22 protein-coding genes are annotated in these 26,968 nt (G+C 63.0%); 12 read left to right on the forward strand and 10 right to left on the reverse strand.

Features of this window, described 5'->3' with window-relative positions; genetic code table 11:
* The first annotated feature begins 141 nt into the window (after positions 1 to 141).
* Positions 142 to 771, forward strand: a complete 630-nt coding sequence (locus MM194_RS17930) for a 3'-5' exonuclease (RefSeq protein WP_241344312.1) — start codon at positions 142 to 144, stop codon at positions 769 to 771.
* 487 nt (positions 772 to 1,258) lie between these two features.
* Here the strand turns inward: MM194_RS17930 and MM194_RS17935 are convergent, their stop codons facing one another.
* The 3 genes from MM194_RS17935 to MM194_RS17945 form a co-directional block, all read right to left on the reverse strand.
* The gene (locus tag MM194_RS17935; RefSeq protein ID WP_241344313.1) at positions 1,259 to 1,939 is read right to left on the reverse strand and encodes an SDR family oxidoreductase; all 681 of its coding nucleotides are present in this window, start codon (positions 1,937 to 1,939) and stop codon (positions 1,259 to 1,261) included.
* Positions 1,940 to 2,004: 65 nt separating this feature from the next.
* On the reverse strand, positions 2,005 to 2,634 hold the full coding sequence (locus tag MM194_RS17940) for a TIGR04219 family outer membrane beta-barrel protein (protein ID WP_033130700.1): 630 nt from the start codon (positions 2,632 to 2,634) through the stop codon (positions 2,005 to 2,007).
* 92 nt (positions 2,635 to 2,726) lie between these two features.
* Positions 2,727 to 3,167: a copper chaperone PCu(A)C gene (locus MM194_RS17945; RefSeq protein WP_033130699.1), complete on the reverse strand. Its 441-nt coding sequence runs from the start codon at positions 3,165 to 3,167 to the stop codon at positions 2,727 to 2,729.
* A gap of 89 nt (positions 3,168 to 3,256) precedes the next feature.
* Between MM194_RS17945 and MM194_RS17950 the strand changes: the two genes are divergently transcribed.
* Complete coding sequence (locus tag MM194_RS17950; RefSeq protein WP_241344314.1) at positions 3,257 to 4,000, forward strand: enoyl-CoA hydratase-related protein; 744 nt, start codon at positions 3,257 to 3,259, stop codon at positions 3,998 to 4,000.
* Between the two features lie 9 nt (positions 4,001 to 4,009).
* On the opposite strand, the gene MM194_RS17955 is transcribed toward MM194_RS17950, so the two are convergent.
* On the reverse strand, positions 4,010 to 4,438 hold the full coding sequence (locus MM194_RS17955; RefSeq protein WP_033130697.1) for a DUF2753 family protein: 429 nt from the start codon (positions 4,436 to 4,438) through the stop codon (positions 4,010 to 4,012).
* Positions 4,439 to 4,733: 295 nt separating this feature from the next.
* Here MM194_RS17955 and MM194_RS17960 point away from each other — a divergent pair, with 295 nt between their 5' ends.
* Positions 4,734 to 5,399, forward strand: a complete 666-nt coding sequence (locus tag MM194_RS17960) for a CatB-related O-acetyltransferase (RefSeq protein WP_241344315.1) — start codon at positions 4,734 to 4,736, stop codon at positions 5,397 to 5,399.
* Positions 5,400 to 5,447: 48 nt separating this feature from the next.
* Here the strand turns inward: MM194_RS17960 and MM194_RS17965 are convergent, their stop codons facing one another.
* Positions 5,448 to 6,155 (reverse strand): ParB-like protein, encoded by a 708-nt coding sequence (locus tag MM194_RS17965; RefSeq protein ID WP_033130695.1) that lies wholly within the window; start codon positions 6,153 to 6,155, stop codon positions 5,448 to 5,450.
* Between the two features lie 175 nt (positions 6,156 to 6,330).
* On the opposite strand from MM194_RS17965, the gene MM194_RS17970 reads away from it, so the two are divergent.
* The 5 genes from MM194_RS17970 to MM194_RS17990 all read left to right on the forward strand — a co-directional run bounded on the left by MM194_RS17970 (position 6,331) and on the right by MM194_RS17990 (position 12,371).
* Positions 6,331 to 7,935 (forward strand): ABC transporter substrate-binding protein, encoded by a 1,605-nt coding sequence (locus MM194_RS17970; protein ID WP_241344316.1) that lies wholly within the window; start codon positions 6,331 to 6,333, stop codon positions 7,933 to 7,935.
* Positions 7,936 to 8,062: 127 nt separating this feature from the next.
* Positions 8,063 to 8,362 carry a hypothetical protein gene (locus MM194_RS17975; protein WP_033130693.1) on the forward strand — a complete coding sequence of 100 codons (300 nt, stop codon included), beginning with the start codon at positions 8,063 to 8,065 and terminating at the stop codon, positions 8,360 to 8,362.
* Positions 8,363 to 8,528: 166 nt separating this feature from the next.
* Entirely contained in the window at positions 8,529 to 10,088 is a 1,560-nt protein-coding gene (locus MM194_RS17980) for a PAS domain-containing methyl-accepting chemotaxis protein (RefSeq protein WP_033130692.1), read from the forward strand.
* A 178-nt stretch (positions 10,089 to 10,266) separates the two neighbouring features.
* Complete coding sequence (locus MM194_RS17985; RefSeq protein WP_241344317.1) at positions 10,267 to 11,583, forward strand: sphingomyelin phosphodiesterase; 1,317 nt, start codon at positions 10,267 to 10,269, stop codon at positions 11,581 to 11,583.
* The gene (locus MM194_RS17990; RefSeq protein WP_241344318.1) at positions 11,580 to 12,371 is read left to right on the forward strand and encodes a hypothetical protein; all 792 of its coding nucleotides are present in this window, start codon (positions 11,580 to 11,582) and stop codon (positions 12,369 to 12,371) included. The genes MM194_RS17985 and MM194_RS17990 overlap by 4 nt, the downstream gene beginning before the upstream one ends.
* Positions 12,372 to 12,450: 79 nt before the next feature.
* Here MM194_RS17990 and MM194_RS17995 read toward each other — a convergent pair whose 3' ends face one another.
* From MM194_RS17995 to tpx, 3 genes are all read right to left on the reverse strand, one after another.
* Positions 12,451 to 13,944: an alkaline phosphatase D family protein gene (locus MM194_RS17995; protein ID WP_241344319.1), complete on the reverse strand. Its 1,494-nt coding sequence runs from the start codon at positions 13,942 to 13,944 to the stop codon at positions 12,451 to 12,453.
* Between the two features lie 100 nt (positions 13,945 to 14,044).
* On the reverse strand, positions 14,045 to 15,265 hold the full coding sequence (locus tag MM194_RS18000; RefSeq protein ID WP_241344320.1) for a DEAD/DEAH box helicase: 1,221 nt from the start codon (positions 15,263 to 15,265) through the stop codon (positions 14,045 to 14,047).
* A gap of 213 nt (positions 15,266 to 15,478) precedes the next feature.
* Positions 15,479 to 15,979: a thiol peroxidase gene (gene tpx / locus MM194_RS18005; protein WP_241344321.1), complete on the reverse strand. Its 501-nt coding sequence runs from the start codon at positions 15,977 to 15,979 to the stop codon at positions 15,479 to 15,481.
* Positions 15,980 to 16,209: 230 nt separating this feature from the next.
* Between tpx and MM194_RS18010 the strand changes: the two genes are divergently transcribed.
* Positions 16,210 to 18,654, forward strand: coding sequence for a zinc/cadmium/mercury/lead-transporting ATPase (locus MM194_RS18010; RefSeq protein WP_241344327.1), 2,445 nt, complete (start codon positions 16,210 to 16,212; stop codon positions 18,652 to 18,654).
* Between the two features lie 219 nt (positions 18,655 to 18,873).
* Here MM194_RS18010 and pulA read toward each other — a convergent pair whose 3' ends face one another.
* The gene (gene pulA / locus MM194_RS18015) at positions 18,874 to 22,935 is read right to left on the reverse strand and encodes a pullulanase-type alpha-1,6-glucosidase (RefSeq protein ID WP_241344322.1); all 4,062 of its coding nucleotides are present in this window, start codon (positions 22,933 to 22,935) and stop codon (positions 18,874 to 18,876) included.
* 260 nt (positions 22,936 to 23,195) lie between these two features.
* On the opposite strand from pulA, the gene MM194_RS18020 reads away from it, so the two are divergent.
* Positions 23,196 to 23,588 carry a hypothetical protein gene (locus tag MM194_RS18020; protein WP_033130685.1) on the forward strand — a complete coding sequence of 131 codons (393 nt, stop codon included), beginning with the start codon at positions 23,196 to 23,198 and terminating at the stop codon, positions 23,586 to 23,588.
* A 102-nt stretch (positions 23,589 to 23,690) separates the two neighbouring features.
* On the opposite strand, the gene dmeF is transcribed toward MM194_RS18020, so the two are convergent.
* Positions 23,691 to 24,647: a CDF family Co(II)/Ni(II) efflux transporter DmeF gene (gene dmeF, locus MM194_RS18025; RefSeq protein WP_241344323.1), complete on the reverse strand. Its 957-nt coding sequence runs from the start codon at positions 24,645 to 24,647 to the stop codon at positions 23,691 to 23,693.
* Between the two features lie 71 nt (positions 24,648 to 24,718).
* Here dmeF and MM194_RS18030 point away from each other — a divergent pair, with 71 nt between their 5' ends.
* A complete protein-coding gene (locus MM194_RS18030; protein WP_033130683.1) occupies positions 24,719 to 24,994 on the forward strand; it encodes a metal/formaldehyde-sensitive transcriptional repressor in 276 nt (91 codons plus the stop codon).
* Between the two features lie 362 nt (positions 24,995 to 25,356).
* Positions 25,357 to 26,961 carry a diguanylate cyclase gene (locus MM194_RS18035; RefSeq protein WP_241344324.1) on the forward strand — a complete coding sequence of 535 codons (1,605 nt, stop codon included), beginning with the start codon at positions 25,357 to 25,359 and terminating at the stop codon, positions 26,959 to 26,961.
* Positions 26,962 to 26,968 lie beyond the last annotated feature (7 nt).

The following is a 26,968-nucleotide window of genomic DNA, read 5'->3' on the forward strand; positions in this document are numbered from 1 at the left end:
CGCACTCGGGGCTTTTTATATGTTGCCTGTCGCTGCTGCTCATCACAAACACAAGGCTCCAGTTGTATCGCGATATTGCGCTGTACATGAAGTAGCAGATTTTCTAGACTGACGTTCTTTATCCAGATTGCCCGAGAGATTATGTCCACTGCCTTAGCCAATACCGTTGTCGTACTCGATTTCGAGACTACCGGGCTCTCACCAGGACAAGGTGATAGAGCGATAGAAATTGGTGCCGTCCGGATTGAAAACGGCCATATCAGTGAGCGTTTTTCGGCGTTGATGAATCCCGGTTTTAACGTCAGCAGCTTTATTGAGCAATATACCGGGATCAGCAATGCCATGCTGAAACAGGCGCCACCTTGCGGCGAGGTGATGGCGGACTTCGTCGAGTTTATCGGTGATGATAACCTGGTCGCCCATAATGCCTCCTTCGACAAGCGCTTTCTGGATGCTGAAATAGAGCGGCTGTCGGCGCACTATCCTGGGCAGTTCGCCTGCTCCTTGCTGCTGTCGAGACGGTTATTCCCCGAGGCGCCGGATCATAAGTTGGGTACCCTGGTACAGTACCACAGCTTGCCCAATGACGGCGTATTTCACCGCGCACTGGCCGATGCCGAGGTGACGGCGCATCTGTGGCTTGCCTTATTAAAGGAATTAGAATTGCGATATGGCATTATCGACCCTGATTTTGAATTGCTGCTAACCCTCGGCAAGAAATCAAAGCATGCAGTTCAATCCTTCCTGCAGGGATATGCGACTCAAAAATGAGTCGCTCAGGTAAAATTAACTAATCTCCACCCGAGGTTTAATATTATTTCGCATGAGCTGGATATACATTCGCCATATTCTAAAAATTGAACATGGGCGTAGTAAGTTGCGATAATTCATTATAAAAATCGCTGCTTTTGTCATTTCACTCTAAATGTTTATTTTTACATGTTGACAATGCCTGTCTTGATTAAGACATTGCATTATCGGCCTTCAAATATATCCATCATTACCACATCCAGTGGCCCAACATATTCCCCATATCCTGCTGGAGATGCCCAGGTCATCGACGATCGGGGCTTCGACAACGGCGTGGTGGAGTACAAGCGCCGGCGAGCAGCAGGACGTGGCGATCACCGATATCGTCGCCCTGTTCAAGGGCAAGCGGGGGTGTTGATACTTAACACTAGGCTCGATAAAAAAAGCGCGCCAATCGGCGCGCTTTTTGTTGTGCAGGCAGCGGTTAATACCACTCAGAATGAGAAACCTAGTCGTTACGGCCGATAAAGAGATCGGTCACATGACAACTGCTGCGCGCTTCCAGTGCATCCAGCATATAGGCGGCCGCGTCTTCCGGGGTCATGAAGTTACTCGAGTCCACATGATCCGAGTTGTCCCAGAATTCGCTGCGGATCCCGCTCGGATAGAGGTTCACCAGGCGCAGCCTCGATCCCTTGAGCTCGACCCGCAGGGACTCCAGAAAGCCGCGCATGCCCCACTTGGAGGCGCAATAGAGACTCTCGTTGGCCTTGCCGGCCTGGGCCGCGGAGGAGAGCACGCTGGCGAGCACGCCCCCCTTGCTGCCGATGAGTTTCACCGTCTGCTGGGCCACCAGTATGGTGGAGATGAGATTGCTCTCCACCACCCGGCGTATCTGCTCGGCGGTGTAGACGCCGACCGGGCCGAACTCCCCCGCGCCAGCGCAATGGATCACCATCTCGGGCAAGCCACCCCAGGCCACCGCGGCAGAGAACGCCATCTCCACCTCTTCGTGGCGCGCCAGATCGGCGGCGATGCCGACCACGGCGCGACCGAGCAGTTGCTCCTGCTCTTGCAGCTTCTGGTAACGGCGCCCCATCATGGAGACCTGGTGACCACGCGCTACCAGTCCGATTGTCAGTGCGCGGCCGAGGCCGGAGCCTGCGCCAGTCACTATGATGTGGCTCATGTTGTTACCCCTTAACGGTGGAAGCCAGAGAGTGCGCTACCTCGTCGTAACGCATCCCTGCATGCTTAGAAGCGGAACGCGGCGCCGACAAACCAGCCTTCGATACCCTGATCCATCTCGGCGATGTCGATGGCAGCATCACGCCAGCCGGCGCGGATCTGCATCGGGATGGAGGAGAACTGGTAAGCCGCCCCGATCCGGTAGTCATAGTGATCGCCATTCTCGATGCGAGCGTCGCCGAAGAAGGAGACACCGGTGCCCGGCAGCATGACTTCTGCGCCTGTGTAGGCCATCAGCTCACCCTCGTCATAGGATTCGTTCAGGGTGTGGAACTTGCCGTCATACTGACGACCGGTCAGACCCAGATCGATCTTGAACAGGTCGTTGTTCAGCAGGCGATAGTAAAGGGTCAGATCATAGGCTTCGAGATCATTGCTGAAATTGCCGCCGGAGGTGCTGAAGTCGGTGATCTCGAACTTGGCGTTGGGCAGCAGGAAGATGTCATGCTCCAGTTGCAGGTAGCCAGTCCAGTTGTACTGGTCATCGTAGCTGCCGTTGGCATCCATACCGTGGATGCTGCCGCTGCCCTGGGAGTTCCACATATCGGCACCGGCGGCAAAACGCCAGTCATCGGCGGCCATGGCGGTGTGGCTGAACAGGGCCAACAAACTGGCTGCAATCAAAGTCTTTTTCATCATATCGCTCCCTAATGGACTGGAAAGGCCACTATTTTACCCTCTATACAGGGAATACCTAGAGTAAAAAGCTGAACAAGCGTCCAGAAATGTCAGTGCTGCATGCCTTTCATCGGTTCAACCGGCTTCACCGGCAGGCTCAGGCTGATGGTCTGACCATCGTCCAGGGTCAGCGTCAGCGGGAAGGGGACGTCCTGTGACAGTGCACGCACCTCGAACAGCATGATGTGGAAGCTGCCGGGCTGGAGGGCGACCTCGCCGTTGGCGGGAATGGAGATGCCCTCGACCTGGCGCATCTTCATCACCCCGTTCTCGTGCAGGTGGGTGTGCAGCTCGGCCCGGCCCGCGTCGGGAGAGGCGACGGCGGTCAGGGTCACGGGTTTGTCGCCATCGTTCTTGAGCAACATGAAGGCGGCTGTGTTGGGGGAGCCAGGGGGGAGCAGGCGCACATAACCGTCGACGGCCTCGACCTTGGCCAGGGCGGGGGCCGCCAACAACAGGGTCAGGATGGCGTAAAACGCACGTTTAAACATGGTTGGAATCCTTTTATGATGTTGTTAAAAGAAGCGAAGCTTACCCCTGTAGCAAGCTTTTGACAGCCTCCGATAACAAGGATTCAGACATGGCCCTCACAATTCTGACCGAGCAGCAGGATGGCTTGCTCATCCTGACCCTCCATCGGCCGGACAAGCGCAACGCCCTCAACACCCAGATGTACCTGGCCCTCACCGCCGCGCTGCATCAGGCGACCCAGGACGACAGCGTCCATGTGGTGCTGCTGCAGGGGCAGAACGATTGCTTCACTGCCGGCAACGATCTGGCCGACTTCATGGGCAAAACCAGTCTGGAGGCGGACGATCCCATACTGCAGTTCCTGCATACCTTCGCCGATTTTTCCAAGCCGGTCATCGCCGCGGTCGCCGGCCCCGCCGTGGGCATAGGCACCACAATGCTGCTGCACTGCGATCTGGTCTATCTGGGGGACAACGCCCGGCTGCAACTGCCGTTCGTCGAGCTGGGGCTGGTGCCGGAGTTTGCCTCCAGCCTCTTGCTGCCCAGGGCCGTCGGCCACCTGAAGGCGGCCGAACTATTGCTGCTGGCGGAGGCCATCGATGCCGATGAAGCACTGCATCTCGGGCTCGCCAACCGGGTGCTGCCGACTGACCACCTGCTAGCCTTTGCCCGGGAGCAGGGGCTGAAACTCGCGGCCAAGCCGCCGAAGGCACTGCAAAAGAGCAAGGCCCTGCTCAAGCAGGAGCTCAGGCAGGCGGTGCACTTCGTCATCGATCTGGAGGCCCGCGCCTTCTCCCAAGCCCTGCAGGGGGAAGAGGCCCAGGAGCGCATTGCCCGTAGGCTCAGGCGCTGAGACGAGCCGCTAGTTCAGGCGGAAGCGGCCGATCAGCTCGCAGCCCTGCACCTTGTCCTGCAGCTGGATCAGCCTGGCGATCTCGGGGTTGGGGTGGCGCTTCAGGAAGGAGAGCAGGGCGGCGCGGCAGCAGCCCAGCTCGCTGATCAGGCTCTCGCATTCGCGGTTGGGGCACTGGGGCACCAGGGCGGTGACCAGCTCGGAGGCGAGCTTGAGGTAGCGCAGCTCGTAGGCGGGCTCCTCCATGGCGCGCCAGAAGTCGGCGAGGCGATGACAGGTGGCGACCCTCATGCTGGCCAGCTCGTCCAGATCGTCCGATTCCAGCTCATAGACCTCCCCCAGCGCCTGCTGATAGAGGCAGATAGCCGTGCCAAGTGCCCCCTTGCCCAGGGCATTCTCCGCCTCCAGCATGTAACGCTGCCAGTTCTGATTCGTCATACCCCTCTCCCCTGCCGACATGAGTGGAGCCAGTATCATGGCTAATTGAGAATAAATATCAACCAGACGATTTGTGCAGGATCCGGCCAGCCTCTCCTCCGTCCGCTTGGCATCGCCCTCCCCATCCCTTACCATCTGTGCTCTTTCGTCGGGAACCTTCTCCTCATGCAACGACCCCGTTTACCCCAGGCGCTGGGCTGCTCCACCCTGTGCGTGCCCCGCCTGCTGGTCTGGATCTATTAGCTGGCCGACGCGCGCCACGCTTACCCTGATCCATTCAACGAGGAACACAGCCATGAAACCCTGCCAACACTGGTCGCAGGTCGAATACCTGCACCTGACGGTGACCAATCCCAACATCTGCCTCAAGGGGCAGCACAGCTACTACTCCGGCGCCTGGGACGGCCCCTTCGAGGAGGAAGTGGTGCGCTACCTGCACGGCGACCGCTTTAGCCGCAACCCCGATACCGGCTGGGAGCCCATCTGGCACATAGACAAGCTCCATCTCGGCGACTATGTGCAAATCGCCGCTGGCGTGAAGATCATCATGGGTGGCAACCACACCCACAACACCGGCTTCATCAGCACCTATCCGTTCTCCGATGGGGAGGCACTCGAGCGTAGCTACCGCCCCGCCGGGGATACCCGGATCGGCAACGATGTCTGGATCGGCATGGAGGCCATGATCATGCCGGGGGTCACCATAGGGGACGGCACCATCATCGCCGCCCGCAGCCTGGTCACCCGGGACGTGCCGCCCTATTGCGTGGTGGCGGGGTCGCCCGCCAGGGTGATCCGCCAACGCTTCGGCCAGGACGACATCGCACGGCTGCTGGCACTGGCCTGGTGGGATTGGCCGGATGAGCAGGTGGCAGCCCTGCTGCCGCTGATCCAGCAAGGGGAGGTGGCACTGCTGGAGCAGGCCGCCGCCCGCTGGCAAGCCGTCGGCCTGGGCGAATGACTGCGGGGCGCCCAGGCGCCCCGCATTCATCCAATCCTGGGCCCCTGCTTAGTTGCCACTGCGCAGGGGGTTGAGGCGGCACTGCTTGCCGGGATAGCCCGGCAGCCCCTCGGCCTTGCTGCTGCAGGCCAACCGTTTGGCCTGACCGAGGCGATCCGCCAGATTGGCGGCATTGACCGGCAGCCAGTCCATCTGCTGGCCGAGCCAGCTGGCCCAGGCGAACTCGACGAAGTAGACCTGATCTTTCTTGCTGAAGTAGCCCGCATCCTGCAACTGACCCGCCAGGGAGCGGTAGGGGTAATCCGGCAGCTCACCGATCTGCTTGGGCAGTTGCTCCGGGGTCAGGGGTTGGCCCCGCTCATCCTTCAACCAGGCCCAGTGGTTGTTCTGCATCTGGCTCCAGAAGTTGGTCTTGTCCTGCAGCCGGGCGATCACCTTGACCCTCGCCTGCTTCACCCCCTGCTGCCACAGCGCCTTGGTCAGGTGATGCCTGTCCACCAGCCAGTAGCCACCATCGGGGGCGATGACCACGGGGATCTCCTTCTTCTTCATCAACTTGTCGAGCTGCTCCGGGCTCTTGTCCGCCAGCTCGCGCGCCGTGGCATCGACCTGCAACTGGCCCACTCCGCCCTGGGTCGGATGCAACTGCGTGATGCCCAACTCGCACCAGCGACCCACCGCAGTCGTTGGCGCACACGGATCCAGCGCCCAGGCGCCCGGGCTCAGGAGACAAGCCAATAATATCCATGCTCTCATTCTTCCACTCCTCTTCCCCGCATTGGCACGGGGGATTGATAGGGCGCCACACCCGGCTCTCACGGGACTCATGCTGGCGGTCTGACCAGCAAAGGAGATATCATGATTCCCCGTCTATCGGCGATGATTTCTCGCCGAGTTTTCTCCCCGCTTCACACAATTTGAAGGATTAGCCATGAAAGGATGGAGTCCCTTGCTGGCCCTGCTGGGCGCCGCCTGTGTCCAGGCCGCCGATGTGCCGCCCGGCACCCAACTCGCCACCGAACAGGTGGTCGTGCGTCATCTCAAAGACGAGCCCACCAGCCTGAGTCCGCTCAAACTGGTCGGTCTGCCCGAGTTACAGGTGCTGCGGGATCTCTACGAGGGGCTGCTGACCCAGGGGCCGGATGGCAAGGTGATGCCCGGCGTGGCGATGCGTTGGGAGAACAAGGACAACCGGCAATTCACCTTCCACCTGCGGCCGGATGCCCGCTGGTCCAACGGCGACGAGGTCAAGGCCAGCGATTTCGTCTATGGCTGGCGCAAGCTGGTGGATCCCAAGGAAGCCGCCACCTTCGCCTGGTTTGCCCAGCTGGCTCACTTCGATAACGTGGACGAGATAGTGGCGGGCAAGCTGGCCCCCGAGGCGCTCGGGGTGCAGGCCCTCGACGACCATACCTTGCAGGTGAACCTGTCCCAGCCGGTACCCTACTTCCTGAGCCTCTTGACCCACCCCAGCCTGTCACCGCTGCACAAGGCCAGCATGGAGCAATATGGCAGCCAGTGGACCCAGCCGGGCAAACTGGTGGGCAATGGCGCCTTCGTGCTGAACAACAGGGTGGTGAACGAGCGACTGGAGCTGACCCCGAACCCCTATTACTGGGACAGGGCCCACACTGTACTGACCAAGGTCACCTTCGTGCCCATCAACCAGGAGAGCGCCGCCACCAACCGCTACCTGGCGGGGGATCTGCAGATCACCGAGTCCTTCCCCAAGGAGCAGTACCAGAAGCTGATGCAGCAGATCCCGGGAGAGGTCTATACCCCGGAGCAACTCGGCACCTACTACTACGCCTTCAACACCCAGCGGGCGCCGCTGGATGACGTGCGGGTGCGCAAGGCGCTCTCCTACACCATCGATCGCGGCCTCATCGCCAACAAGGTGCTGGGCACCGGCGAGAAACCGGCCTACCACTTCACCCCGGACGTGACCGCCGACTTCGAGCCCAAACCGAACCTGCTCTCCACCAGCAGCCAGCGCGAGCTGGATGACAAAGCCAGGGCCTTGCTCAAAGAGGCGGGCTATGGCCCGGACAAGCCCCTCAAGCTGACCCTGCTCTACAACACCGCCGAGATCCACAAGAAGATGGCGTTGGCCATCGCCAACCTGTGGAAGCAGAAGCTCGGTGCCCGGGTCGAGCTCACCAATCAGGAGTGGAAGACCTATCTCGACAGCCGCCAGAGCGGCCAGTTCGAGGTGATCCGCTCCTCCTGGGTCGCCGATTACAACGATCCCTCCGCCTTCCTCGGCCTCTGGGGCAGCCACCACAGCGGCAACATGGCCCGCTTCGCCAACCCCGGCTACGACGCCTTGCTGACCCAGGCCGCCAGCAGCCAGGATCCCCGTGAGCGGGCCCGCCTGTTCGACGAGGCCGAGACCATCTTGCAGGACGAGGCGCCCATCGCCCCCATCTACCAGTACACCAACGCCCGGCTGATCAAGCCCTGGCTCAAGGGCTATCCCATCAACAACCCGGAGGACGTGGCCTACAGCCGCCAGCTCTACCTTATCCAGCACTGATCCCGCTCATCAGACGCCGACACCACGGGGCCAGCCAGGCCGGCCCCGTTCAGGCACTGTCCCGCTCTCATTTTACGGCATAGAATGCTGCCTTTCTGTCGCTAAACTTCGTGAACACGCTACCCATATGCGCACCCTGCTCCTGATCCTCCTGCTTTGTACCCTGCCCGTCCGGGCCGCCACCGAAGCCGAATGCCAGCGGGCCTTCGTCGAATGGATGCTGGACCAGCAACAGCAGTTCAGCGATCGCAAGGCCAGCAAGATGACGCGGCGCAACGCCGAGCGCACCATCGATCAGGCCCGCGACGAGTTCGCCAAACAGGAGAGCTTCTGCCAGACCATGGCCTGGGTCGCAGGCGAGCAGCGCCAGGATCTTCGCTTCAAGCCGAGGGAGGGAGAAGTCCACGATTTTACCCCCCTGCATTGAGCCCGACTTGAATAAGCCTTTGCATTGTCTCTTTTCAGCCTCCCCTGTGGCGATTAATTGACCTAAGCCAAGGTCGGGCCATGGCCCGCATCTACAATGAAGCCGTAACAACCACACACAATAAAAACAAACTTATCAGTTACTTGGCTCAAATCAGGATGCGCACATGACCACACCCCAGCGAGAAGGGGAGATCCGTTTCCCCGACCACATATCACTGATCTCGACCACGGATCCCGCCAGCCATATCACCTATGCCAACCAGCACTTCTGCGACGTGGCCGGTTACAGCGCCAGCGAGATGGACGGCGTCCCCCACAATCTGGTGCGCCACCCGGACATGCCCAAGGCCGCCTTTGCCGACATGTGGCGCCGGCTGCAGCAAGGCAAGAGTTGGATGGGACTGGTGAAGAACCGCGCCAAGAGCGGCCAGTTCTACTGGGTCAACGCCTATGTCACCCCCATCCTCAACGAGCGGCAGCAGATCATCGAGTACCAGTCGGTGCGCACCCGTCCGAGCGAGCAGGACATCGCCTGGGCGGATCGGCTCTATGCCCGTATCCGGGCGGGCAAGGCCCTGCCCTGGCCGAGCCGCCTCGCCCTGGAGCCGGGTCAACTCAGCCTGCTGCTGTCGGCCACAGCCCTGCTCGGGCTGGGCACCAGCCTGGTCACGAGCCAGCCCTGGTGGAGTCTGATTTCCCTGCTCTGCCTGCTGGGGCAGATGGCCCATGGCTGGCAGCTGCAACAACGGCTGGATCGGCTGCTGGCCACCGCGGGCGAGGAGCTGGGTACCCCGCTCTGTCAGGTGCTCTACACCAGGCGGCGGGACAGCCTGGGGGCCATCGAGCTGCTGCTGCGCATGAAGAAGGCCGAGCTCAGGGCCGTGGTGGGTCGCAGCGCCGACACCAACCAGCAGATCCTGCAGGCCGCCGAGGATGACAGGGGCCATATCCAGACCATAGACACCCACCTGCAGCAGCAGCGGCTGCAGAGCGAGCAGCTGGCCGCCGCCATCACGCAAATGAGTCACTCCATCCGCGACGTGGCCAATAGCGCCCATCAGGCCAATGCGCTGGTGAGCGAGGTGCAACAGGTCTCCGCCAGCGGCCAGCAGGCGCTGGCCACCACCCGCTCGTCGGTCAACCAGCTCCATCAGGAGCTTGATGCCAGCCAGGGCGTGCTGGCCCGGCTGACCCAGGACAGTCAGAAGATCAGCGGGATCCTGGAGGTGATAGGCCAGATAGCGGATCAGACCAACCTGCTCTCCCTCAACGCGGCCATCGAGGCGGCGCGGGCCGGTGAGCAGGGACGCGGCTTTGCGGTGGTAGCCGACGAGATCCGGGCGCTGGCCCAGAAGACCCGCAGCTCCACCGGCGAGATCAGCGACATGATAGGGGCGCTGCAGCAGAGCACCCGGCAGCTGTCCGATGGCATGATCCAGGGGGCCCAGACCTCGGCTCTCTGCCAGCAACACATGGGGGCCACCGCCGAGGTGCTCGACCAGATCAACCAGATGCTGGCCCAGGTCACCCACACCAGCGACGAGATAGCCCAGGCCGTCAGCCAGCAGGCGGACGTCACCAGCACCCTGGATCAGGGGATCCACCAGATCCACCAGCTCGCCAACCACACCGCCGACAGCAGTCGACAGGCCCTGGATGGCATCACCCTGCTGGTGGAGCGGCTGCAAAATCTCTCCCGCCTGATCAATCAGTTCCACGACTGAACCCGCTCCCCGTGTAGCCAGGCGCGTCTCAGGACGCGCTGCTGTTTTTCCCGCCTTCCCTTCAAATACTCCCCATATGGGGCCTTTCATTTATTTGTAACAGAAATGTAAATGAAATGACCTCTATGCCCGCCATAACAGTCAGTTTCCACCGTGCCTCAACCAAAAGGACTTCATGATGCACCAATCCCTCAGCTATGCCGCCCTGCTGCTGGCCTGTCAGTTACCGTTGCAGGCGCTGGCCGATACCGACGTCTACCTCACCAACAACGGCCCCGAGCCCTTGCAGCTGGAGATCCGCCAGAGCGGCAGCGGCCAGTTGCAACCGGGCAGCCAGTGGACTCAGCACAGGACAGAGCTGGGCCCCTGGGAGAGCGCCATGGTGCTCAGCTTCAATCGCTACGAGGGGGTGAAGGCGGGCAAAAACTATCTGTTCGAGACCCGCGTCACCACCGCCGGCGGCGACACCTATCGCCTCAACCAGCTGATGGAGGGCACCTGGTGGAACACCACCTTGCAGCACGGCGGCGAGACGCCGACCGCCAGCTCCGGCTGGCAGAGCGATCGCACCCTGCATCGCACCGCGGGCCCGCAGGAGCTGGCCTTCGCCGCCAAGTACACCGGCCGTTACGACGATCTGCACTATATGCTGACGCCCGCCCGGCAAGAGGAGCAGCCGGAGCCGGCGGAAGACAAGCTCAAGGTGGCCAGCTACAACGTCTGGGCCCTGCCGGTGATCGCCTCCAGCATCGGCGAGCGGCTGACCCTGCTGCCCGGCTATCTCAAGGGCTATGACGCCCTGCTGCTGCAAGAGGTGTTCGATGGCCGGCGCGAGGGCTTCCTGCAGGCGCTGGCGAAGGAGTATCCCTACCAGACCAAGGTGCTCGACAAGCCGGGGATCAACATCCATGACGGCGGCGTGGTGATCGTCAGCCGCTACCCCATAGTGCGCGAGGCCCAGCTGGTCTATCCCCAGTGCACCGGCACCGACTGCTTCGCCGACAAGGGGGTGATGTACGCCGAGGTGATCAAGGGCGGCAAGGCCTGGCACCTGTTCGCCACCCACACCGCCAGCTTCGACACCGACGAGGCGCGCAGGCTGCGCCAGATCCAGTTCGGCCAGATCCGCACCCTGGCCGCCAGCCTCAAGATCCCGGCCACGGACACCGTCATCTACGGCGGCGACTTCAACGTCAACAAGCGCAAGTTCGCCGACGACTACGCCAACATGCTGGCCAATCTGAACGCCCATGCCCCCGCTTATGGCGGCTACACCGAGGCCACCTTCGACCCCAGGCTCAACCCCTACGCCGGCGGGCCCCTCTCCGGCGGTGCCAACGTGGAATACCTGGACTATCTGCTGGTGAGCCGGGAATACGGCGCCGCCAGCCACAACCTCAACAGCGTCTGGATCCCCCGCACCAGCGATGGCAGCCTCTGGCCCGCCAGCAACCTCTCGGATCACTTCCCGGTCAAGGGAGAGATAGCCCGATGAAACGCCGCCACGGGATCCTGGCCCTGGCGGTCCTCTCGCTGTTGCTGCTCACGCTCGGCCGGCAGGATGAGTCCGGATCGGCGGCGGCAGCCTCCCAAGCAGGGACGCCGCCGACTGCCAGCCCGCCGCAGCCCGTTCAGCCAGGGGTCGCCGCACATGACGCCACCGCCACCGCGGCCACTGGCGCCACCAAGGCCCCCCAAAGCTGGCGCGCCATGCCGGAGGGGATGAGCCAGCAGCTCGCCGGCGACATCACCGACAGCGACCAGCCGCTGGCCGAGCGGCTGGCCAATCTGGCCGGCGTGGAGTCGCAGTGGCTGAGCGAGGGGGAGAGCCTGACCCTGTTGCAGGGGCGCTACGCCGAGGCGCTGGCGCAGCTGGCCAGCGACGGCGAGCAGCTGACCCTGAGCGAGCGGCTGGCCGCCCTGACCCGGTTGCAGGACGAGTGGGCGGCGCAATACCCGGATCTGGCGGCGGATCTGTTCAACCCAGACGCCCGCCTGCAGCAGGCGCGTCAGCTGTGGGGGGACGAGGAGCTGGAGACCCTGGCGCGCCACTTCCTGCCCGCCGGGCGGGCCGAGGCCAGCCTGGCCTTCGCCGGGGCGCGCCAGCAGCAGCTGGATCAACGCAGCCGCTATCAGCTGCAGCTGGCCGAGCTGGAACAGCAGCTCACGGCCAGCCAGGGGGCCATGGACGACGAGCGCTGGCAGCAGCACCGGGAAGAGGTGCTTGGCCAGTTCAGGCGCGGCTTCTTCGCCCAGGAGCAGGGCCGCCCCCGAACGGATTGACGCCAGGCTGACATCACGGTCCGGCACGCAGCAGACACGAAAAAGGGCCCGCTATGGGCCCTTTTCTTGCTCAATCGCCTCAGGCCAGCGGGTAGCTGGCCGCCAGACCGTTCTCGCAATGCCAGTTGGCCCACAGCTTGTCATCGCTGCCCATCTGCAGGGTGGCGAAGTTGCGGGTACGCAGGTAGAGGGTGGCGCCAAACGGCTTGATCAGCTCGGTGCGGATCAGCCGGCTCTCGTCGAGGTACTCGGGCTCATCGTTGGTCATGGCGAGGATCCCCATCCACTGGAACTGGGTCGGGCAGGGATGCACTATGCCGGAGGAGACCAGCTGGTGCACATTCATCACTCCCTTGCCCACCCGCCTGTCCTGGATGACCCCGAGACAACCCACGTGCACATCCCCCGACAGGATCAGGGTCCTCGAGGCGCCCTTGTCGGCCTTGCGCCGCTGCTGGGCGTTGTCCAGCAGCCGCATGATGAGACGGGCCCGCTCCCCCTCGTGGGCCTTGGCGCGCCAGTGATCCTTGAGATCGTCGGTCAGCTCCTCCTCCCAGGGGGTAGCATCCAGCGCCGCCTCGGTGAAGGAGAAGTCTCGATAGACCACCGGCACCCCCGCCATCACCAGCAGGTGCCCCTCGCTGCAAGCGGCCAGCGCTGTATTGACCTGATCCCACTGCCCCCGGCTCATCACCTGGCTCTGGCTGCGGGTTGCCCTGTTGTCCAGGGCCAGGATCTGATAGCCCCTAAAGGTCAGCCGCCAGGAGTGGTGACTCAGGTTCGCCGGATCCAGCAAGGATCCATTGGCGCCGGAGCGCAGCTGGAACAGCCGGAAATACTTGGCGGCGGCGGCATAGATGGCCTGATAGACCTCGCAGCCCTGCAAGTCGGCGGGGTAGCTGCCCCAGCCATCGAAGATGTCGTGATCGTCCCACATCATGGCATTGGGCACCCGGGCCAGCATGCGCGCCACCTCGGGGCGGCCCCACTGCTTGCAGTAGAGCTCGCAATAGAAACGGTCGAGCTGCTCCTCCATGGTGCGGGTCGCCTTGCGTTTGACCTTCTCGGTTCTGTCCAGCTCGTTCCAGGCCTTCAGGGTCGGTACCGTGGTCCAGAGGGAATCGGCATAGACCTGATCCCCCCCCATCAGCAGCAGGGAGAAGGGATGCGCCTGGTGTTCGGCGGCAAGCTTGTCCCACATGGCGTAGGGCTGGGGGGTGGAGGTGAGCAGCTTGAAGTCGGAGAAACCGTTGCAGGAGGCATAGCCAATCAGCACCTGATCTTTCAGGCCCGGCAGATGAAACTGCCACTGCTCAGCCCCGGCCAGATCCTGGGCGGGCACCCCATCCAGCAGGATCTCGTAGCCGATGGTGCTGGTCTTGGCCTTGGCGGGTGCCGACCAGAGCGCTCGCCAGAAGCCGCCTTTGGGGGTATCCGCCTGCTTGCTGGCGGCCAGCAGCTTGCCATTGACTCTGACGTCAGCCGCCTTGCAGTCCGCCCCCGCCAGAAAACAGATGCTGTATTGAGTGTCGGATTCGAGCCCCAGCAGGGGGCCCATTACCAAAGTCGTCATCGCTTATCCCTCCATGATTTCACCCATGCAGCATAGCGAAACGGGCGTCCTTTGATACTGACCAGCTGGGAGGCGCTATCTCAGGCTGCGGCGAGCGACATCACACCTTGCCCTTGAACTGCTTGACGCTGCGCTTGTTGGCGGTGCGGCGATTCGCCTGCTTGTCTCTGGGGGCGCGCTTGCCCTCCCCGCTCGCGGGCTGGTCGGTCACCGGGAAGCCGGCCAGTTCGGCCAGCGCCAGCTCACGGCCGGTCAGGGTGCGGATAGCGGCGAGAGTCTCGGTCTCGCCGTGGCAGACCAGGGACATGGCGAGACCCTTGCGCCCGGCGCGGGCGGTGCGGCCGATGCGATGCACATAGACGGGGGCGCTGGCGGGCAGGTCCAGGTTGATCACCACGGGCAGCGCCTCCACATGGATGCCGCGCGCCATCAGATCCGTGGCCACCAGCACCCGTACCTTGCCCGCCTTGAAGTCGGCAAGCGCCTGCTCCCGCACAGCCTGATCCTTGTCCCCGTGCAGGGCTGCCACCGGGATGCCTGCCTTGGCGAGCTTCCTGGCCACGCCGTCGGCATCGTCCCGCGCGCTGATAAACACCAGCACCTGAGGCCAATCCTGCTCCTTGAGCAAGCCGATGAGTGCCGGCACCTTGCCGCTCTTGTTGACCAGATAGAGCCGCTCCTCGATCTCGCTCACCAGGCCGTTGAGCGGATCCGCCTCGATGCGCACCGGGTTCGTCAGCAGACCGGTGGCCAGGCTCTCCAGCTCGGTTGGCAGGGTGGCGGAGAACAGCAGGTTCTGCCGCTGCGCAGGCATGGCGTTCATCAGCCACTGGATATCGGGCCAGAAGCCCATCTCCAGCAGGCGATCCGCCTCATCCAGCACCAGCGCACGCAGGTTGCTCAACCCCAGCAAGCGCTGGGCCAGCAAGTCGCGCAGCCGCCCCGGGGTCGCCACCAGCAGTTGCGGCCCCAGCGCCAGCTCGGCCTGTTGCTGCTCCTGCGCCACCCCGCCACACAGGGTCAGGACACGCAGCCCCAGCGCCTCGGCACCGCCCTGCAGCGCGGCGCTCACCTGGGTGGCCAGCTCGCGGGTCGGCACCAACACCAGCCCCTGCACCCGATCGGAGGTCGAGTCCAGCCGTTGCAGCAACGGCAGACCGAACGCCAGGGTCTTGCCGCTGCCAGTCTGGGCCAGCGCCAGCAGATCCTGCCCCGCCAGCGCCGCTGGAATGGCTAATTGCTGTATGCGGGTCGGGGTATGCAAGTCGGCAGGCAGGGCGGCCAACAGGGCGGGAGCGAGGGCGAGTTCGTTAAAGGTCATGGGCTAGGCAGGTATCGGCTGAATGAAGAAGTGGGAGGCGAAGTCTAGCCAGACTGCCCTGATAAGTAAAAGGATGGTGCCGACTCCGGCGCCGCCAGGGATTGTGGGGGCAGGTTAAAGAAACGGGGGTGAACTCCCCGCGCCAGAAATAAAAACGGCCTGCGCCTGTGTTGAAACAGGGCAGGCCGTCGGGCAATCAGGGTGCTAACGAGATTACAGCACGGCCAGGGCGGCGGCGTAGTTCGGCTCGTCGGCGACTTCGGCTACCAGCTCGCTGTGCAGCACCTTGTTCTGCTCGTCCAGCACGACGATGGCACGGGCGGCCAGGCCAACCAGGGGACCGGAGGAGAAGGCCACGCCGTAATCCTGCAGGAAGGAGACGCCACGCAGGGTGGACAGGCTCACGACCTTGTCCAGGCCTTCGGCGCCGCAGAAGCGGGACTGGGCGAACGGCAGATCGGCGGAGATGCACAGCACAACGGCGTTGTTCAGGGCGCTGGCCTGCTCGTTGAACTTGCGCACCGAGGTGGCGCAGGTCGGCGTATCGACGCTCGGGAAGATGTTCAGGATCTTGCGCTGACCTGCGTAGTTCGCCAGGGTCACATCGGACAAGTCTTTGGCAACCAGGGAGAAAGGCTTGGCCTGCTCACCGGCAACGGGGAAATGGCCGGAAACGGAAACAGGGTTGCCTTGCAGGGTGACGGTATTGCTCATGTTGTGTCCTTGATTATCGAGGGAGGATCGGGGTTCCCAGTATAGGCGCTGCCGGCGGGGACAAACACCCGCCAACAAGAGGGATTTATCCCTCGGCTGCACCGACCAATCCTGCCCGGTGAAAAGAGAAGAGGAGAACAGGCTTGACCTTGGACTAAACACCAAGGTTTACACTCGGCTCAATCATCCAGGGTTTCGCACCGGCGGGATCCGTTCAAGAGGGATATATGATGAGCAAAACCTGCTGCAACCATTCACAGGCCGCCCCCATCAAGGCGGTCAGCAAGGCAGCCACGCCTCAAGCCGAGCACAGCCACGACAGCCACTGCTGCGACAATGCGGCGCCCGTCACTGGCTGCACCAACCAGGCCCCCCATGACCACCAGGCGCATGGCGAGAACGACCCGCCAGGAGATGAAGAGCCCCCCAGAGGGAGTTGCAGCGACCGGGCCTGTTGCAGCGATCAACCTCAGGCCCCCGACCACGCCCATGATCATGGGCATCAAGATGCACACGGCCATCATGACCATGACGAGGCTCCCGACGAGCGCGCCCCTTTGCACGAGCCAGAGCAGAACGTCAGCCGCCACAGCTGGCAGGTGCTGGGCATGGACTGCCCCAGCTGCGCCCGCAAGATAGAGACCGCCGTCGGTCGGGTGGCCGGCGTGCAGCAGGCCCGCGTGCTGTTTGCCACCGAGAAGCTGGTGGTGGATCTCGCCCCCGGCCTCTCCCCCGACCCCATCACCGCGGCCGTGCTGGCCGCGGGCTTCCGGCTCAAGGGCGAGACCCGGGGCAAGGCGGCCGACGGCCAGCCGCGTAGCCCCTGGCTGACGCTGCTTGGCAAATACTGGCAGCCCCTGTCGCTGGCCGCCCTGATGTTGGTGGCGGCCCTGCTGCCCGACACCCTTGGCAAACCGCTGTTTATCCTGGCGACCCTGTGGGGGCTCTGGCCCGTCGCCCGCAAGGCCTGGGCCCTGACCAAGAGCGGCTCTCCCTTCGCCATCGAGACCCTGATGACGGTGGCGGCGCTCGGCGCCCTCTTCCTCGGCGAGACCGCCGAGGCGGCCATGGTGCTGCTGCTGTTCATGCTGGGGGAGCACCTGGAGGCCTATGCCGCCGGCCGTGCCCGTGCCGGGGTCACCGCCCTGATGGCGCTGGTGCCCGACAAGGCGCTGCGCATCCGTCCCACGCCAACTGGTGATGTTCGGGAAGAGGTGGCGGCTGACGCGCTGCGTCCCGGCGACATCATAGAGATAGCCCCTGGCGCCCGCCTGCCGGCCGATGCCCGCCTGCTCGATGCCCTCGGAGCCTTTGACGAGAGCGCCCTGACCGGTGAGTCGATCCCGGTGGAGCGCCGCCAGGGAGACAAGGTGGCCGCCGGCAGTCTGGCGGCGGATAGAGTGCTGCGTCTCGAGGTAGTCTCCGAGCCCGGCAACAACGCCATCGATCGCATCCTGCATCTCATCGAGGAGGCCGAGACCCAGCGCGCGCCCATAGAGCGCTTCATCGACCGCTTCAGCCGCTGGTACACCCCGGCCATGATGCTGGTCGCCCTGCTAGTGATGCTGGTGCCACCGTTGGCCTTCGGCCAGAGCTGGGACGAGTGGATCTATCGTGCCCTGGCCCTGCTGCTGATCGGCTGCCCCTGCGCCCTGGTGATATCGACCCCGGCGGCGGTGACCTCGGCCCTGGCGGCGGCGACCCGACAAGGAGCCCTGATCAAGGGGGGCGCCGCGCTGGAGCGATTGGCCCACGTGGACACAGTCGCCTTCGACAAGACCGGCACCCTGACCCTGGGCAAGCCACAGCTGACCGATTTCATCGCCCTGAACGGCCAATCCGAAAACGCGCTGCTGGCCCTGGCCGCGGCCATCGAGCAGGGCTCCCATCATCCCCTGGCCCGCGCCGTGGTGGCCGCCGCCAACGAGCAGGGGCTGACCCTGGCCGCAGCAAGCGAACTGCGCGCCCTGCCGGGCATGGGGGTGGAGGGACGCATCGACGGCGCCCTCTGGCAGTTGCTGGCCCCGAGCCGGATCCCGAGCCTCGATGAGGCCATCAACCAGCGAGTCAGCCGCCTGGAGGCACAGGGCAAGACGGTGGTGGTGCTCGCACAGGCGGATGCCGCACCGGCCGCCCTGCTGGCGCTGCGCGACCAGATCCGGCCAGAAGCCGCGGCGGCGCTGCGGGAGCTGCGCGGACTCGGGCTGCAGAGCATCATGCTGACCGGGGATAACCCCCGCGCCGCCGAGGCCATTGCCACCGAGCTCGGCATGGGCTGGCGCGCCAGCCTGCTGCCGGAGGGCAAGGTGGAGGAGATCGCCAAGCTGGCCGAGCACCGCAAGGTGGCCATGATAGGGGATGGCATCAACGACGCCCCCGCCATGAAGCGGGCCAGCATCGGCATCGCCATGGGCGGCGGCACCGACGTGGCGCTGGAGACCGCCGATGCGGCCCTGACCCACAACCAGCTCGGCGGCCTCGCCGCCATGATCCGGCTGTCGCGCTCGGCGCTCGCCAACATCCACCAGAACATAGCGCTGGCGCTGGGGCTCAAGGCCATCTTCCTGGTCACCAGCCTGCTCGGCATCACTGGGCTCTGGATAGCGGTGCTGGCCGATACCGGCGCCACCGCCCTGGTCACCGCCAACGCCCTGCGGCTGCTGCGCAAGCGCTGATCCTCGGCTCCAGCCAAACACCAAAAGCCGTCACCCCGGGGTGACGGCTTTTCTCTTTTCCCCTCTCCCCTGGCACCAGCGAAGCAGAACCTGCAAAGAAAAAGCGCGGCTGCCCTCTGGCAGTCGCGCTTTGTGATTACTCTCTCGGCTTATCCCACCCTTGGCGAGGTGGAATTCAACCCGGGGCTGCCGAGCCAGCCCCGGACTCGATGGGTTTGCTTACTTGGCGCTGCACTCCTGCACTATGACTGAGCCCACTTCGCCGGATGTCTTGCTTGGGTCAACCTTGACCAGGAAGCTCCACAGACCCTCTGCCAGCGTGATGCTGTTGTTGCCCATGCCGCCATCGCCATGCTGAAGCGGGTAGGCCAGCTCGGTCTCCAGCGCGATCAACTTGCCGCCCGCATCCTTGACGAAGAACTGCTTGCTCCAGCTGCCGTCATCGTTGGCAAACTTGAAGTCAAAGCTGCCCGCGTAGTTGAACGCGGCCTGATAGACGGCAAGGTTGCCCTCCATCCCCTTGTAGTTCAACTGGTAGGCCGGCTGGGCATTCCAGTCACTCAGGCTGCCACGCACGAAGATCGGGTAGCCAAGCGGATTACCGGCAACGGTATCCAGTACCTTGCAGCTCTGCACCGGCTCGGTGTAGCTGACGCTCAGGGTCGGTTTGTCCTTGTTCATGGCGGTGAAGACGAACTTGTAGGTACCGGCCTTGGCCAGATCCAGTCCGATGTTGCCAGTCGAACCACCGGCACAGAGGGTCAACGGCGTCCCCACTGCCAACTTGTCACCGGCGTTGCAGCTGCCGTAGTTGATCGGACCCCAGCTGGCGTCGGCGATCTTCACTTCCGTCGTGCCCAGCTGGTCGGCCGTCACTTCGGTGCTGAACTCGTACATGAAGTTGGTGGTGAAATGCAACTCGTTGGCGTCGCCCCATTCACCGAGGAAGCCCTTCAGATAGACGCCGGTGTCACCGAAGGGTGGCAGGGTGCTCAAGTCCGTCTTCTTGCCGACCGGCAGACCCGCGCCTTGGGCACCGGCTTGCGGTTTGACGAAGACAGCGGCAGACCAGGCCCCCAGCGTCAACTCACCGTTCCCCACGGCGGCACCGCTGGCGATGCTGTCACCCGAGTGGTGAGCACCGCTCAGCGCCATGCCGGAGAGATCGATGGGCTGATCGTTGCCGTCACGGAAATCGCCAATGCTCTGGGGCGCGTTGGTGGCGTTGATCATCACCACCAGGCCGTCGATGGCGGGATCCAGATCCGCACCTGCGCTCGCACCGTCATCCACGCTCATCACGATGAGGCCTGGCACCTGATCCGGCCCGGTGTTGCGGAAGTCGACCCGCTTGATCACCTCGGCACCGCTGCCAAGACGCAGCAGACGGGAGGATTGACGCAGCTCGGCCAGCTCCTGATAGAAGCCCACCATGCGCTCCATCTCGGCGGCACCCGGTTTGGCATGCTGGCCCAGTACCTGCTCGATCAGCGGATAGTTGTCACCATCCTTGTCCTTGCGCGGCAAGCCCTTGTCGAAGTTGTTGTCGCCGAGGCTGTAGTCGACTCTGTTGTACCAGTCGCCCGAGTCGTAGCTGTCCCGCTCCATGGACTTGGAGCGTAGCAATTCTACCCCTGCGTGAGTGAAGGGGATCCCCTGCCCCAGCATGGCGGTCGCAAGTGACACCCCTTGCATCCGCACCAGATCGGCACCGGCAGGCGCCTTGTAGGCCAGGTTATCGAACAGGGTCTGGTTGTCGTGCTTGTCGACATAGTTCTGAACTTCGGTCGGATCCTGGGCATAACCCGCGGGCTGACCGTTGTAGTCGATGTCAACGCCCTTCTTCGGGATGCCGTCCTTGTCGGTCAGCACAAACTCCTTGAGATTGCCCGCCATGCCGAGGCGCACCAGGTCGGACTGGTGCAGGGCGGTGTCGAGATCGACCCCGTTCACCTCGTTGGGATCCACATAGGCGCCGTTGCCGAAGCCCTGGGTCTTGCGGATGGCCTCGCCACCGTCAAACGGGCTGCCGCCACGGACCGCATCCCGCAGCCGGTCGGAGAAGGAGCCGATGCCGGTGCCGCCAAGGTGCTTCTGGATAGCCTGCACGAAGCGCTTGTCATCCTGCACCTCGCCGAAGTTCCAGCCTTCCCCGTAGAAGTACATCTCGGGGTTGACCTTCTTCACCTCGGCCAGGGCCTGCACCATCTGATCCTTGGGATGGTGACCCATCAGATCGAAGCGGAAAGCGTCGACCTTGTAGTCCCGCGCCCAGGTCACCAGGGAGTCATCCATCAGCTTGGCGAACATGGCGTGTTCCGGTGCCGTGTTGGAGCAGCAGGTGGAGTTCTCGACCGAGCCGGTCTCCGGGTTCAGACGCTGGTAATACCAGGGCACTATCTTGTCGAGCACCGATTTCGGGCCGAGGCCAGCCTCGTTGGTGTGGTTGTAGACCACGTCCATCACCACGTTCATGCCGATGTCCTGCTTGATGGCCTGCACCATCTCGCGGAACTCCTTGATCCGGGTCGTCCCCTCCGCATTGGTGGCGTAGGAGCCTTCCGGGGTGGTGTAGTGGAAGGGATCATAACCCCAGTTGAAGGAGTCCACCCCGCGCAGATAGCCGTACAGCTCCTGCACTACCGGGCTCTCCTTGCTGTCGCTCCCTTGCAGATCCGCCAGCACCGTCTCTATGGTCTCACCACCGCCACAGTGGCTGGCGAACCTGGAGTTCTTGACCTCGGGATTGACCTCGCACAGCTTGCTGAAGTCGTCGCCGATGTTGGCGACCTTGGCCGGATCTTCGTTGATGGTGGCGATGTCGAACACCGGCAGCAGGTGCAGGTGGCTGACGCCGCTCTTGGCCAACGCCTTGAGGTGAGTCACCGGCACGCTGTCGCTGTCGGTCAGCCCCAGGAACTTGCCGCGATGCTCGGGCGGAGTGGATTCATCGTTGCCGGTCAGATCCCGGACATGAGCCTCATAGATGACGATGTCGGCTGGATTGGCCTGGCTGTGGGGGGCCTTCAGGCTGTCCCAACCCGCCGGTTTCAAGGCGGGATCGTTGAGATCCACCACCTGACTGAACTCGGAGTTCATGGCCAGGCTCAGGGAGTAGGGGTCGGTGACCTGATAGGATTCCAGCTTGCGACTCAGGGGATGATAGACCTGAATGTCATAGCGGTAATATTTGCCCACCAGATCGGCACCACCCTGCAGACTCCAGCTGCCGCTGGCCTCGTCTTGTGTCATGGCACGCTCGCCCAGGGATTTGTGCTGCTCGTCGAACAGCGCCAGCTTGACCGACTTGGCGGTCGGCGCCCAGAGCCGGAAGGTGACATTGCCGCCCTCGACGATGGCGCCATAGCTGAGCTTGGTGGCCGCCTCTGCGTAGACGGCGTCGAGAGCCCCGGCGCTCTGCACCAGGGTTGCCCCCTGCAGGATACCGCTCTGATCGGTACCGATGGCCACCAGCTCACCCTTGAGCAGGGGCTTGAGATCTTTGCCAGAGGGCAGGGCGAAGGCGGCGGCATCCTTGAGATGCGGATACTTGGCCTGCTGCTCGGCAGTCAGGCTGGTGGGGGTCAGCTTGAGATAGGGGAAGTCGAACACCCCCTCGCTATTGGCGGTGATGGTGCCGGAGTCCGTGTAGTAGAGGCGCACATGGGGTTTGTCCTTGCCCCCTTGCCAGATCAGGGTGTTGCCATCGATCAGGTGGGCACTGGCCCCCGCCACGCCGAAGGCGGCGGTGAAGGCCTCGGCACGGCTGCCGAAGATCTCGTTCTTGCCCGCGACTATGGCCACGGTGCGATCCGGGTGATCGCTGAAGACGACCTTCATATCGGAGCCGGTCAGGTTCGCCAGATCGCCGTTACGGGCGATAAAGTTGATGCAGCCTTCCATCTTGGAGAGCGGCACCACCCAGCTCGGACCGAAGCTGTCCGCCGCAGACGGCGTCTTGCTCTTGTCATCCCAGCTCGCGTTCAGGCCACTGTCGGCGGTCGAGTTACAGGCATCGTTGTTCCACAGGTGCATGCTGTGGCCGGCGAAGGGGCCGTCGACCCCCCGTGCGGCGCTGGTCTGGGTGTCGACCAGGGCGATCACCGCTTCATTGGGGCCGGCTACCAGCTGTTCGGCCGGGGGTTGCACATTGGGAAGGCGAGCGACGGGCTCATCCTGAGGGGTCGGGGTGGTAGCAGAGGAGCTGTTGTCATTACAGCCAGACAAAAGCGCGAGCAGTGAGGCTGTAACCAGCGCCACTTTGGTCTTTTTCATATCCATTTTTTTATAATTCCCGCTGTAGTTAGTCTCGATAGACGAGTACCCGGCCTTGGCCGAGCGCTGTCATATTAATCAGCGGAGATTGTTGTAAATGTGAGCAGGGCGGCAAAAAAAACCAATCCGTTTCAACAAGATAACGTTTTCATAACGAAAGTTGGAGCGAGCTCACAGACTGGGGCCAATATTGTCCCCATACCGGAATCTGTCCCGGTGATGCAGTAAAAATCTATTTCCGATCAAATGGATATCAGGAGATGTCGATGACGCGTATCGATGAACAGGCGAAACGGCTGGACGAGGAGTACCTGGCCATCAGCCAGCTGTTCGATCAATTCTGCCAGCGAGCCGGGGCCCTCGCCGAGCAGTATCACTTCTTCAAATGGCCGGACTACGAGGATACCCCGCAGCTCTCCCGCGCCTTCACCCTGCTGGGGGAGCCGCGCGAACTGAGGCTGCGCTGCCAGCCCGGGGAGCGGGGCACCCTGCACGGTATCATCCAGATTGTGGATGAGGAGGAACTGCCCCACGCCAGCCTGAGGTTCAGTGCCGATGGCCAGCTGCAACTGGAGGCGGGCCGCCTGCTGGATGACCCGCCCCGGTTGTTGCTCAGGCTGCTGCTGGGCACCGTCTGGCAGCACAAGCCCGAGGCGTGAACCCCTCGCCGTTGCCTGAGAGACAGCGCCCTTCGGCTAACACCGCAGTCGGGCGCCAGCCAGCAGGGCGGTCGCCTTGAGGAGCCGCCGCACCGGCCTGATTCAGGCCCTGTCGATCTCTATGGTCAGGTGCACCAGCTCCTCGTGGATGGCGAGCCGCTCGCGGATCTGCCGGGCCGGTACGGGTTCCTCCATCAGCAGCGACAGCACACCGGCGTATTGCCCCTGTCCGACCCGCCAGACGTGCAGATCGCGGATCTCGGTGCTAGGCAGGTCGCCGATCACCTCGCGGATCTCCTCCACCACGGGCGCATCCATCTCCGCATCCAGCAGCACCAGCCCGGTGTCGCGCAGCAGGCCCTTTGCCCAGACCGCCACCAGCACGGCCCCCACTATGCCCATCAGGGGATCCAGCCAGTCGGCCCCCCACAACATGCCCCCCACCAGCGCGAAGATGGCCAGCACCGAGGTCGCCGCATCCGCCAGCACGTGGATATAGGCGGCGCGCAGGTTCAGATCCTGATGCTCGTGCCTGCCGCCGTGCTCATGATGAGCGTGGCCATTATGATGATCATGGTCGTGACCATGGTCGTGACCGTGATGATGGCCCTGATCGTCCTTGAGCAACCAGGCACAGGCGAGATTCACCAGCAGGCCAAGCAGGGCGATGCCGATGGCCTGCTGATAGTGGATGGGGCTGGGATCCAGCAAGCGGGCCACCGATTCGAACAGCATCAGCCCCGCCACCCCCACCAGCAGCAGGGCGCTGGTGAAGCCGCCAAGCACCTCTATCTTCCAGGTGCCGAAGCTGAACCTGTGGTCCCTGGCATAGTGGCGGGCGGCGCGATAAGCCAGCACCGAGAGACCGAGGGCCAGCGCGTGGGAGCTCATGTGCCAGCCATCGGCCAGCAGTGCCATGGAGTTGAAGACCCAGCCACCGCCTATCTCCGCCACCATCATGATGAGGGTGAGCAGCACGGCCCAGCGGGTCTTCTGTTCGGCCAGCGGATTGCCCTGGTGTACCACGGGTTGCTGACAGTGTGAGGCGACGGACGACATGAATTTCTCCTGCGGGGCACGATGCAATATACTATACCCCAGTATAGTTTTATCGCGCGAGAGGATCCTGCATGTCACACACGGTACACAACAAGAAGAAGCTGCTGGCCAGAGTCCGCCGCATCAAGGGGCAGACAGGGGCGCTTGAGAGCGCGCTGGAGCAAGGGAGCGACTGCGCCGCCATCTTGCAGCAGATAGCGGCCATTCGCGGCGCCGTCAACGGCCTGATGCTGGAGGTGCTGGAGGGTCACATGCGCGAGCACCTCGGCGCCGCCGAGGCGACCCCGACCGAGCGGCTTGAGGATCTGGATCAGGTGGTGCGGGTACTGCGCTCCTACCTCAAATAAACCGGCCAGGAATTGGCATAACCCGCGTGGCTTGGTGCATCCTCGCCGGTACAGCCTGCGGCATAGGAATACGCGCCCCCAAGTGGCTGGAGCCCCCGCTGACGTGGTTGGCCTCACTGTCACAAAAAGATCGCCGGTTGTCGTGGCTGCTCATCTCCCCGCTTTCTGCCACGGCTCTCGGCGGTGTCATGCTCGTTGGCCAGCCTGCCGATGCTTTTCCCTTGCTCCCAACCTATTCTCAAACAGGAAGAATCACAGGCCACACCTCGTCCTTTTCATCGTTCAGATTTTATTCTGCCAGGGCTGCCAGAACCGCCACGATGGGACGGTGACGGCTCCCCCGCCATCAGTGAGGATGGTTTATGTCTCGTTCAAATACACCGCAGGGAAAATCCTCTTTTCTGACTGGCTATTTGATCCTGCTGGCCATGCCGCTGCTGCTGGCCATGCTCACGCTCTATATCGTCTCAAAGCTCCACTATCAGGACACCATCGAGCAGAAACTGGTATCGATCAACCATGCCCTGTCGCTGGCCGAAGGGGACATTCACAAGCAGCTAGTGCGGGCGCTGGGAACCTCCATCACCGCAGACAAGATCATCCCCATCGCGCAATCCGATAAGAGCAAAAAGTACTACAGGGACATCTGGCGGGATCAGGTCAAACAGAACGATCTGTTGAGTGTCATCTTCTACGCCAACTCCAGCGGGGAGTGGTTCTCCAGCGATGATCAGCAGGATTTTCGCTTCTCCATCGAGCACAACAGCAACGCTGTCGATCCGCGCACCCGGGTCTGGTTCAAGGGGGCAGAGGCCGTGCCGGGGAACTATTACTGGTCCCCTCCCTATGAAGATGCGCTGACCCACAGAATGACCATCACCGTGGCTCGCCTCATCGACCACCACGACGGCACCTCGTACGGTGTCGTCGGGGCCGACATCGATCTGCCGGCCTGGTCACAGCGGCTGGATGCCATGCTGAGCCGGGACAACGCCCTGCAGCACCTGTTGCTGAACAGGGCGAGCAACCGGATACTGGTCCACTCCAATCCCAACCGGATCGGCCTGTTATTCGCACCGAGTTGGTCCAATCAGCTGGTCGGCACCACCGGCTCTTTCTATTCGTCGGACGAGGATGAATTCGTTGCCTACTCGACCGTACCCGCTCGCCCCGAGCTGCTGGCCATCACCATCCAGCTGCGTCGTGACAAGGCGGCGCTGCGCTACGGCACCATGGTGCTGGTGGTGACCATACTGACCGGCACCCTGTTCGTGCTCGCCGCCATCATCTTCCGGCTGAAGATCGAGCGACTGATCGCCACCCTGCTACAGACCGTCAAGCAGTTGCGGGTCATGTCCCAGGAGGAGCAGCTCAGCCACCTGGACAAGATCCATCTGCCCGAGGCCCATGTGCTCAAGCAGGAGATCTCCATCGTCTCCGAGCAGTTGAAAGCCTCGTTCGAGCGAATGAACCGTGACCCTCTGACCGGGCTCTACAATCGCCATAGCCTGAACGAGAAGCTGGCCCGGCTGCATGAAACTGACAGCGACTATGTCATGGCCATCATAGATATCGACAACTTCAAGTCGATCAACGACACCCACGGCCACGCCACCGGGGATGCAGTCCTGCGGCGGATCTCGACCCTGGGTCAGCAACTGCTGGGAGATAGAGCCTCGCTCTATCGCTTCGGCGGCGAGGAGCTCATCGCCATCTTCGAGGATATGTCGTTGGAGCTTGCCCGGCTGACCATGGACGAATGGCGGGAGATCGCCAGCACCCTGACCTGGCGTGAGGTCGGTATGCAGATAAGCTTCAGCAGCGGCATTGGCCGACGCAACGGACTGAGCCAGGAGGCCTTCTTTGTCCTGGTTGACGGCGCACTCTATCGCGCTAAGCACGCCGGCAAGAACCGCATCACCTCGGTGGATGACTATGACGATCCAGCCCCGACAGAGCAGGAATAGGTTGATA

It is taken from the genome of Aeromonas sp. MR16 (assembly GCF_022549315.1).
Classification (GTDB): domain Bacteria; phylum Pseudomonadota; class Gammaproteobacteria; order Enterobacterales; family Aeromonadaceae; genus Aeromonas; species Aeromonas aquatica.

Bases quoted from the DNA above. Each gene is read 5' to 3' on its own strand.
- MM194_RS17930 (WP_241344312.1), top strand. From the start codon at position 142: ATGTCCACTGCCTTAGCCAATACCGTTGTCGTACTCGATTTCGAGACT.
- MM194_RS17935 (WP_241344313.1), bottom strand. From the start codon at position 1,939: ATGAGCCACATCATAGTGACTGGCGCAGGCTCCGGCCTCGGCCGCGCA.
- MM194_RS17940 (WP_033130700.1), bottom strand. From the start codon at position 2,634: ATGAAAAAGACTTTGATTGCAGCCAGTTTGTTGGCCCTGTTCAGCCAC.
- MM194_RS17945 (WP_033130699.1), bottom strand. From the start codon at position 3,167: ATGTTTAAACGTGCGTTTTACGCCATCCTGACCCTGTTGTTGGCGGCC.
- MM194_RS17950 (WP_241344314.1), top strand. From the start codon at position 3,257: ATGGCCCTCACAATTCTGACCGAGCAGCAGGATGGCTTGCTCATCCTG.
- MM194_RS17955 (WP_033130697.1), bottom strand. From the start codon at position 4,438: ATGACGAATCAGAACTGGCAGCGTTACATGCTGGAGGCGGAGAATGCC.
- MM194_RS17960 (WP_241344315.1), top strand. From the start codon at position 4,734: ATGAAACCCTGCCAACACTGGTCGCAGGTCGAATACCTGCACCTGACG.
- MM194_RS17965 (WP_033130695.1), bottom strand. From the start codon at position 6,155: ATGAGAGCATGGATATTATTGGCTTGTCTCCTGAGCCCGGGCGCCTGG.
- MM194_RS17970 (WP_241344316.1), top strand. From the start codon at position 6,331: ATGAAAGGATGGAGTCCCTTGCTGGCCCTGCTGGGCGCCGCCTGTGTC.
- MM194_RS17975 (WP_033130693.1), top strand. From the start codon at position 8,063: ATGCGCACCCTGCTCCTGATCCTCCTGCTTTGTACCCTGCCCGTCCGG.
- MM194_RS17980 (WP_033130692.1), top strand. From the start codon at position 8,529: ATGACCACACCCCAGCGAGAAGGGGAGATCCGTTTCCCCGACCACATA.
- MM194_RS17985 (WP_241344317.1), top strand. From the start codon at position 10,267: ATGCACCAATCCCTCAGCTATGCCGCCCTGCTGCTGGCCTGTCAGTTA.
- MM194_RS17990 (WP_241344318.1), top strand. From the start codon at position 11,580: ATGAAACGCCGCCACGGGATCCTGGCCCTGGCGGTCCTCTCGCTGTTG.
- MM194_RS17995 (WP_241344319.1), bottom strand. From the start codon at position 13,944: ATGACGACTTTGGTAATGGGCCCCCTGCTGGGGCTCGAATCCGACACT.
- MM194_RS18000 (WP_241344320.1), bottom strand. From the start codon at position 15,265: ATGACCTTTAACGAACTCGCCCTCGCTCCCGCCCTGTTGGCCGCCCTG.
- tpx (WP_241344321.1), bottom strand. From the start codon at position 15,979: ATGAGCAATACCGTCACCCTGCAAGGCAACCCTGTTTCCGTTTCCGGC.
- MM194_RS18010 (WP_241344327.1), top strand. From the start codon at position 16,210: ATGAGCAAAACCTGCTGCAACCATTCACAGGCCGCCCCCATCAAGGCG.
- pulA (WP_241344322.1), bottom strand. From the start codon at position 22,935: ATGGATATGAAAAAGACCAAAGTGGCGCTGGTTACAGCCTCACTGCTC.
- MM194_RS18020 (WP_033130685.1), top strand. From the start codon at position 23,196: ATGACGCGTATCGATGAACAGGCGAAACGGCTGGACGAGGAGTACCTG.
- dmeF (WP_241344323.1), bottom strand. From the start codon at position 24,647: ATGTCGTCCGTCGCCTCACACTGTCAGCAACCCGTGGTACACCAGGGC.
- MM194_RS18030 (WP_033130683.1), top strand. From the start codon at position 24,719: ATGTCACACACGGTACACAACAAGAAGAAGCTGCTGGCCAGAGTCCGC.
- MM194_RS18035 (WP_241344324.1), top strand. From the start codon at position 25,357: ATGTCTCGTTCAAATACACCGCAGGGAAAATCCTCTTTTCTGACTGGC.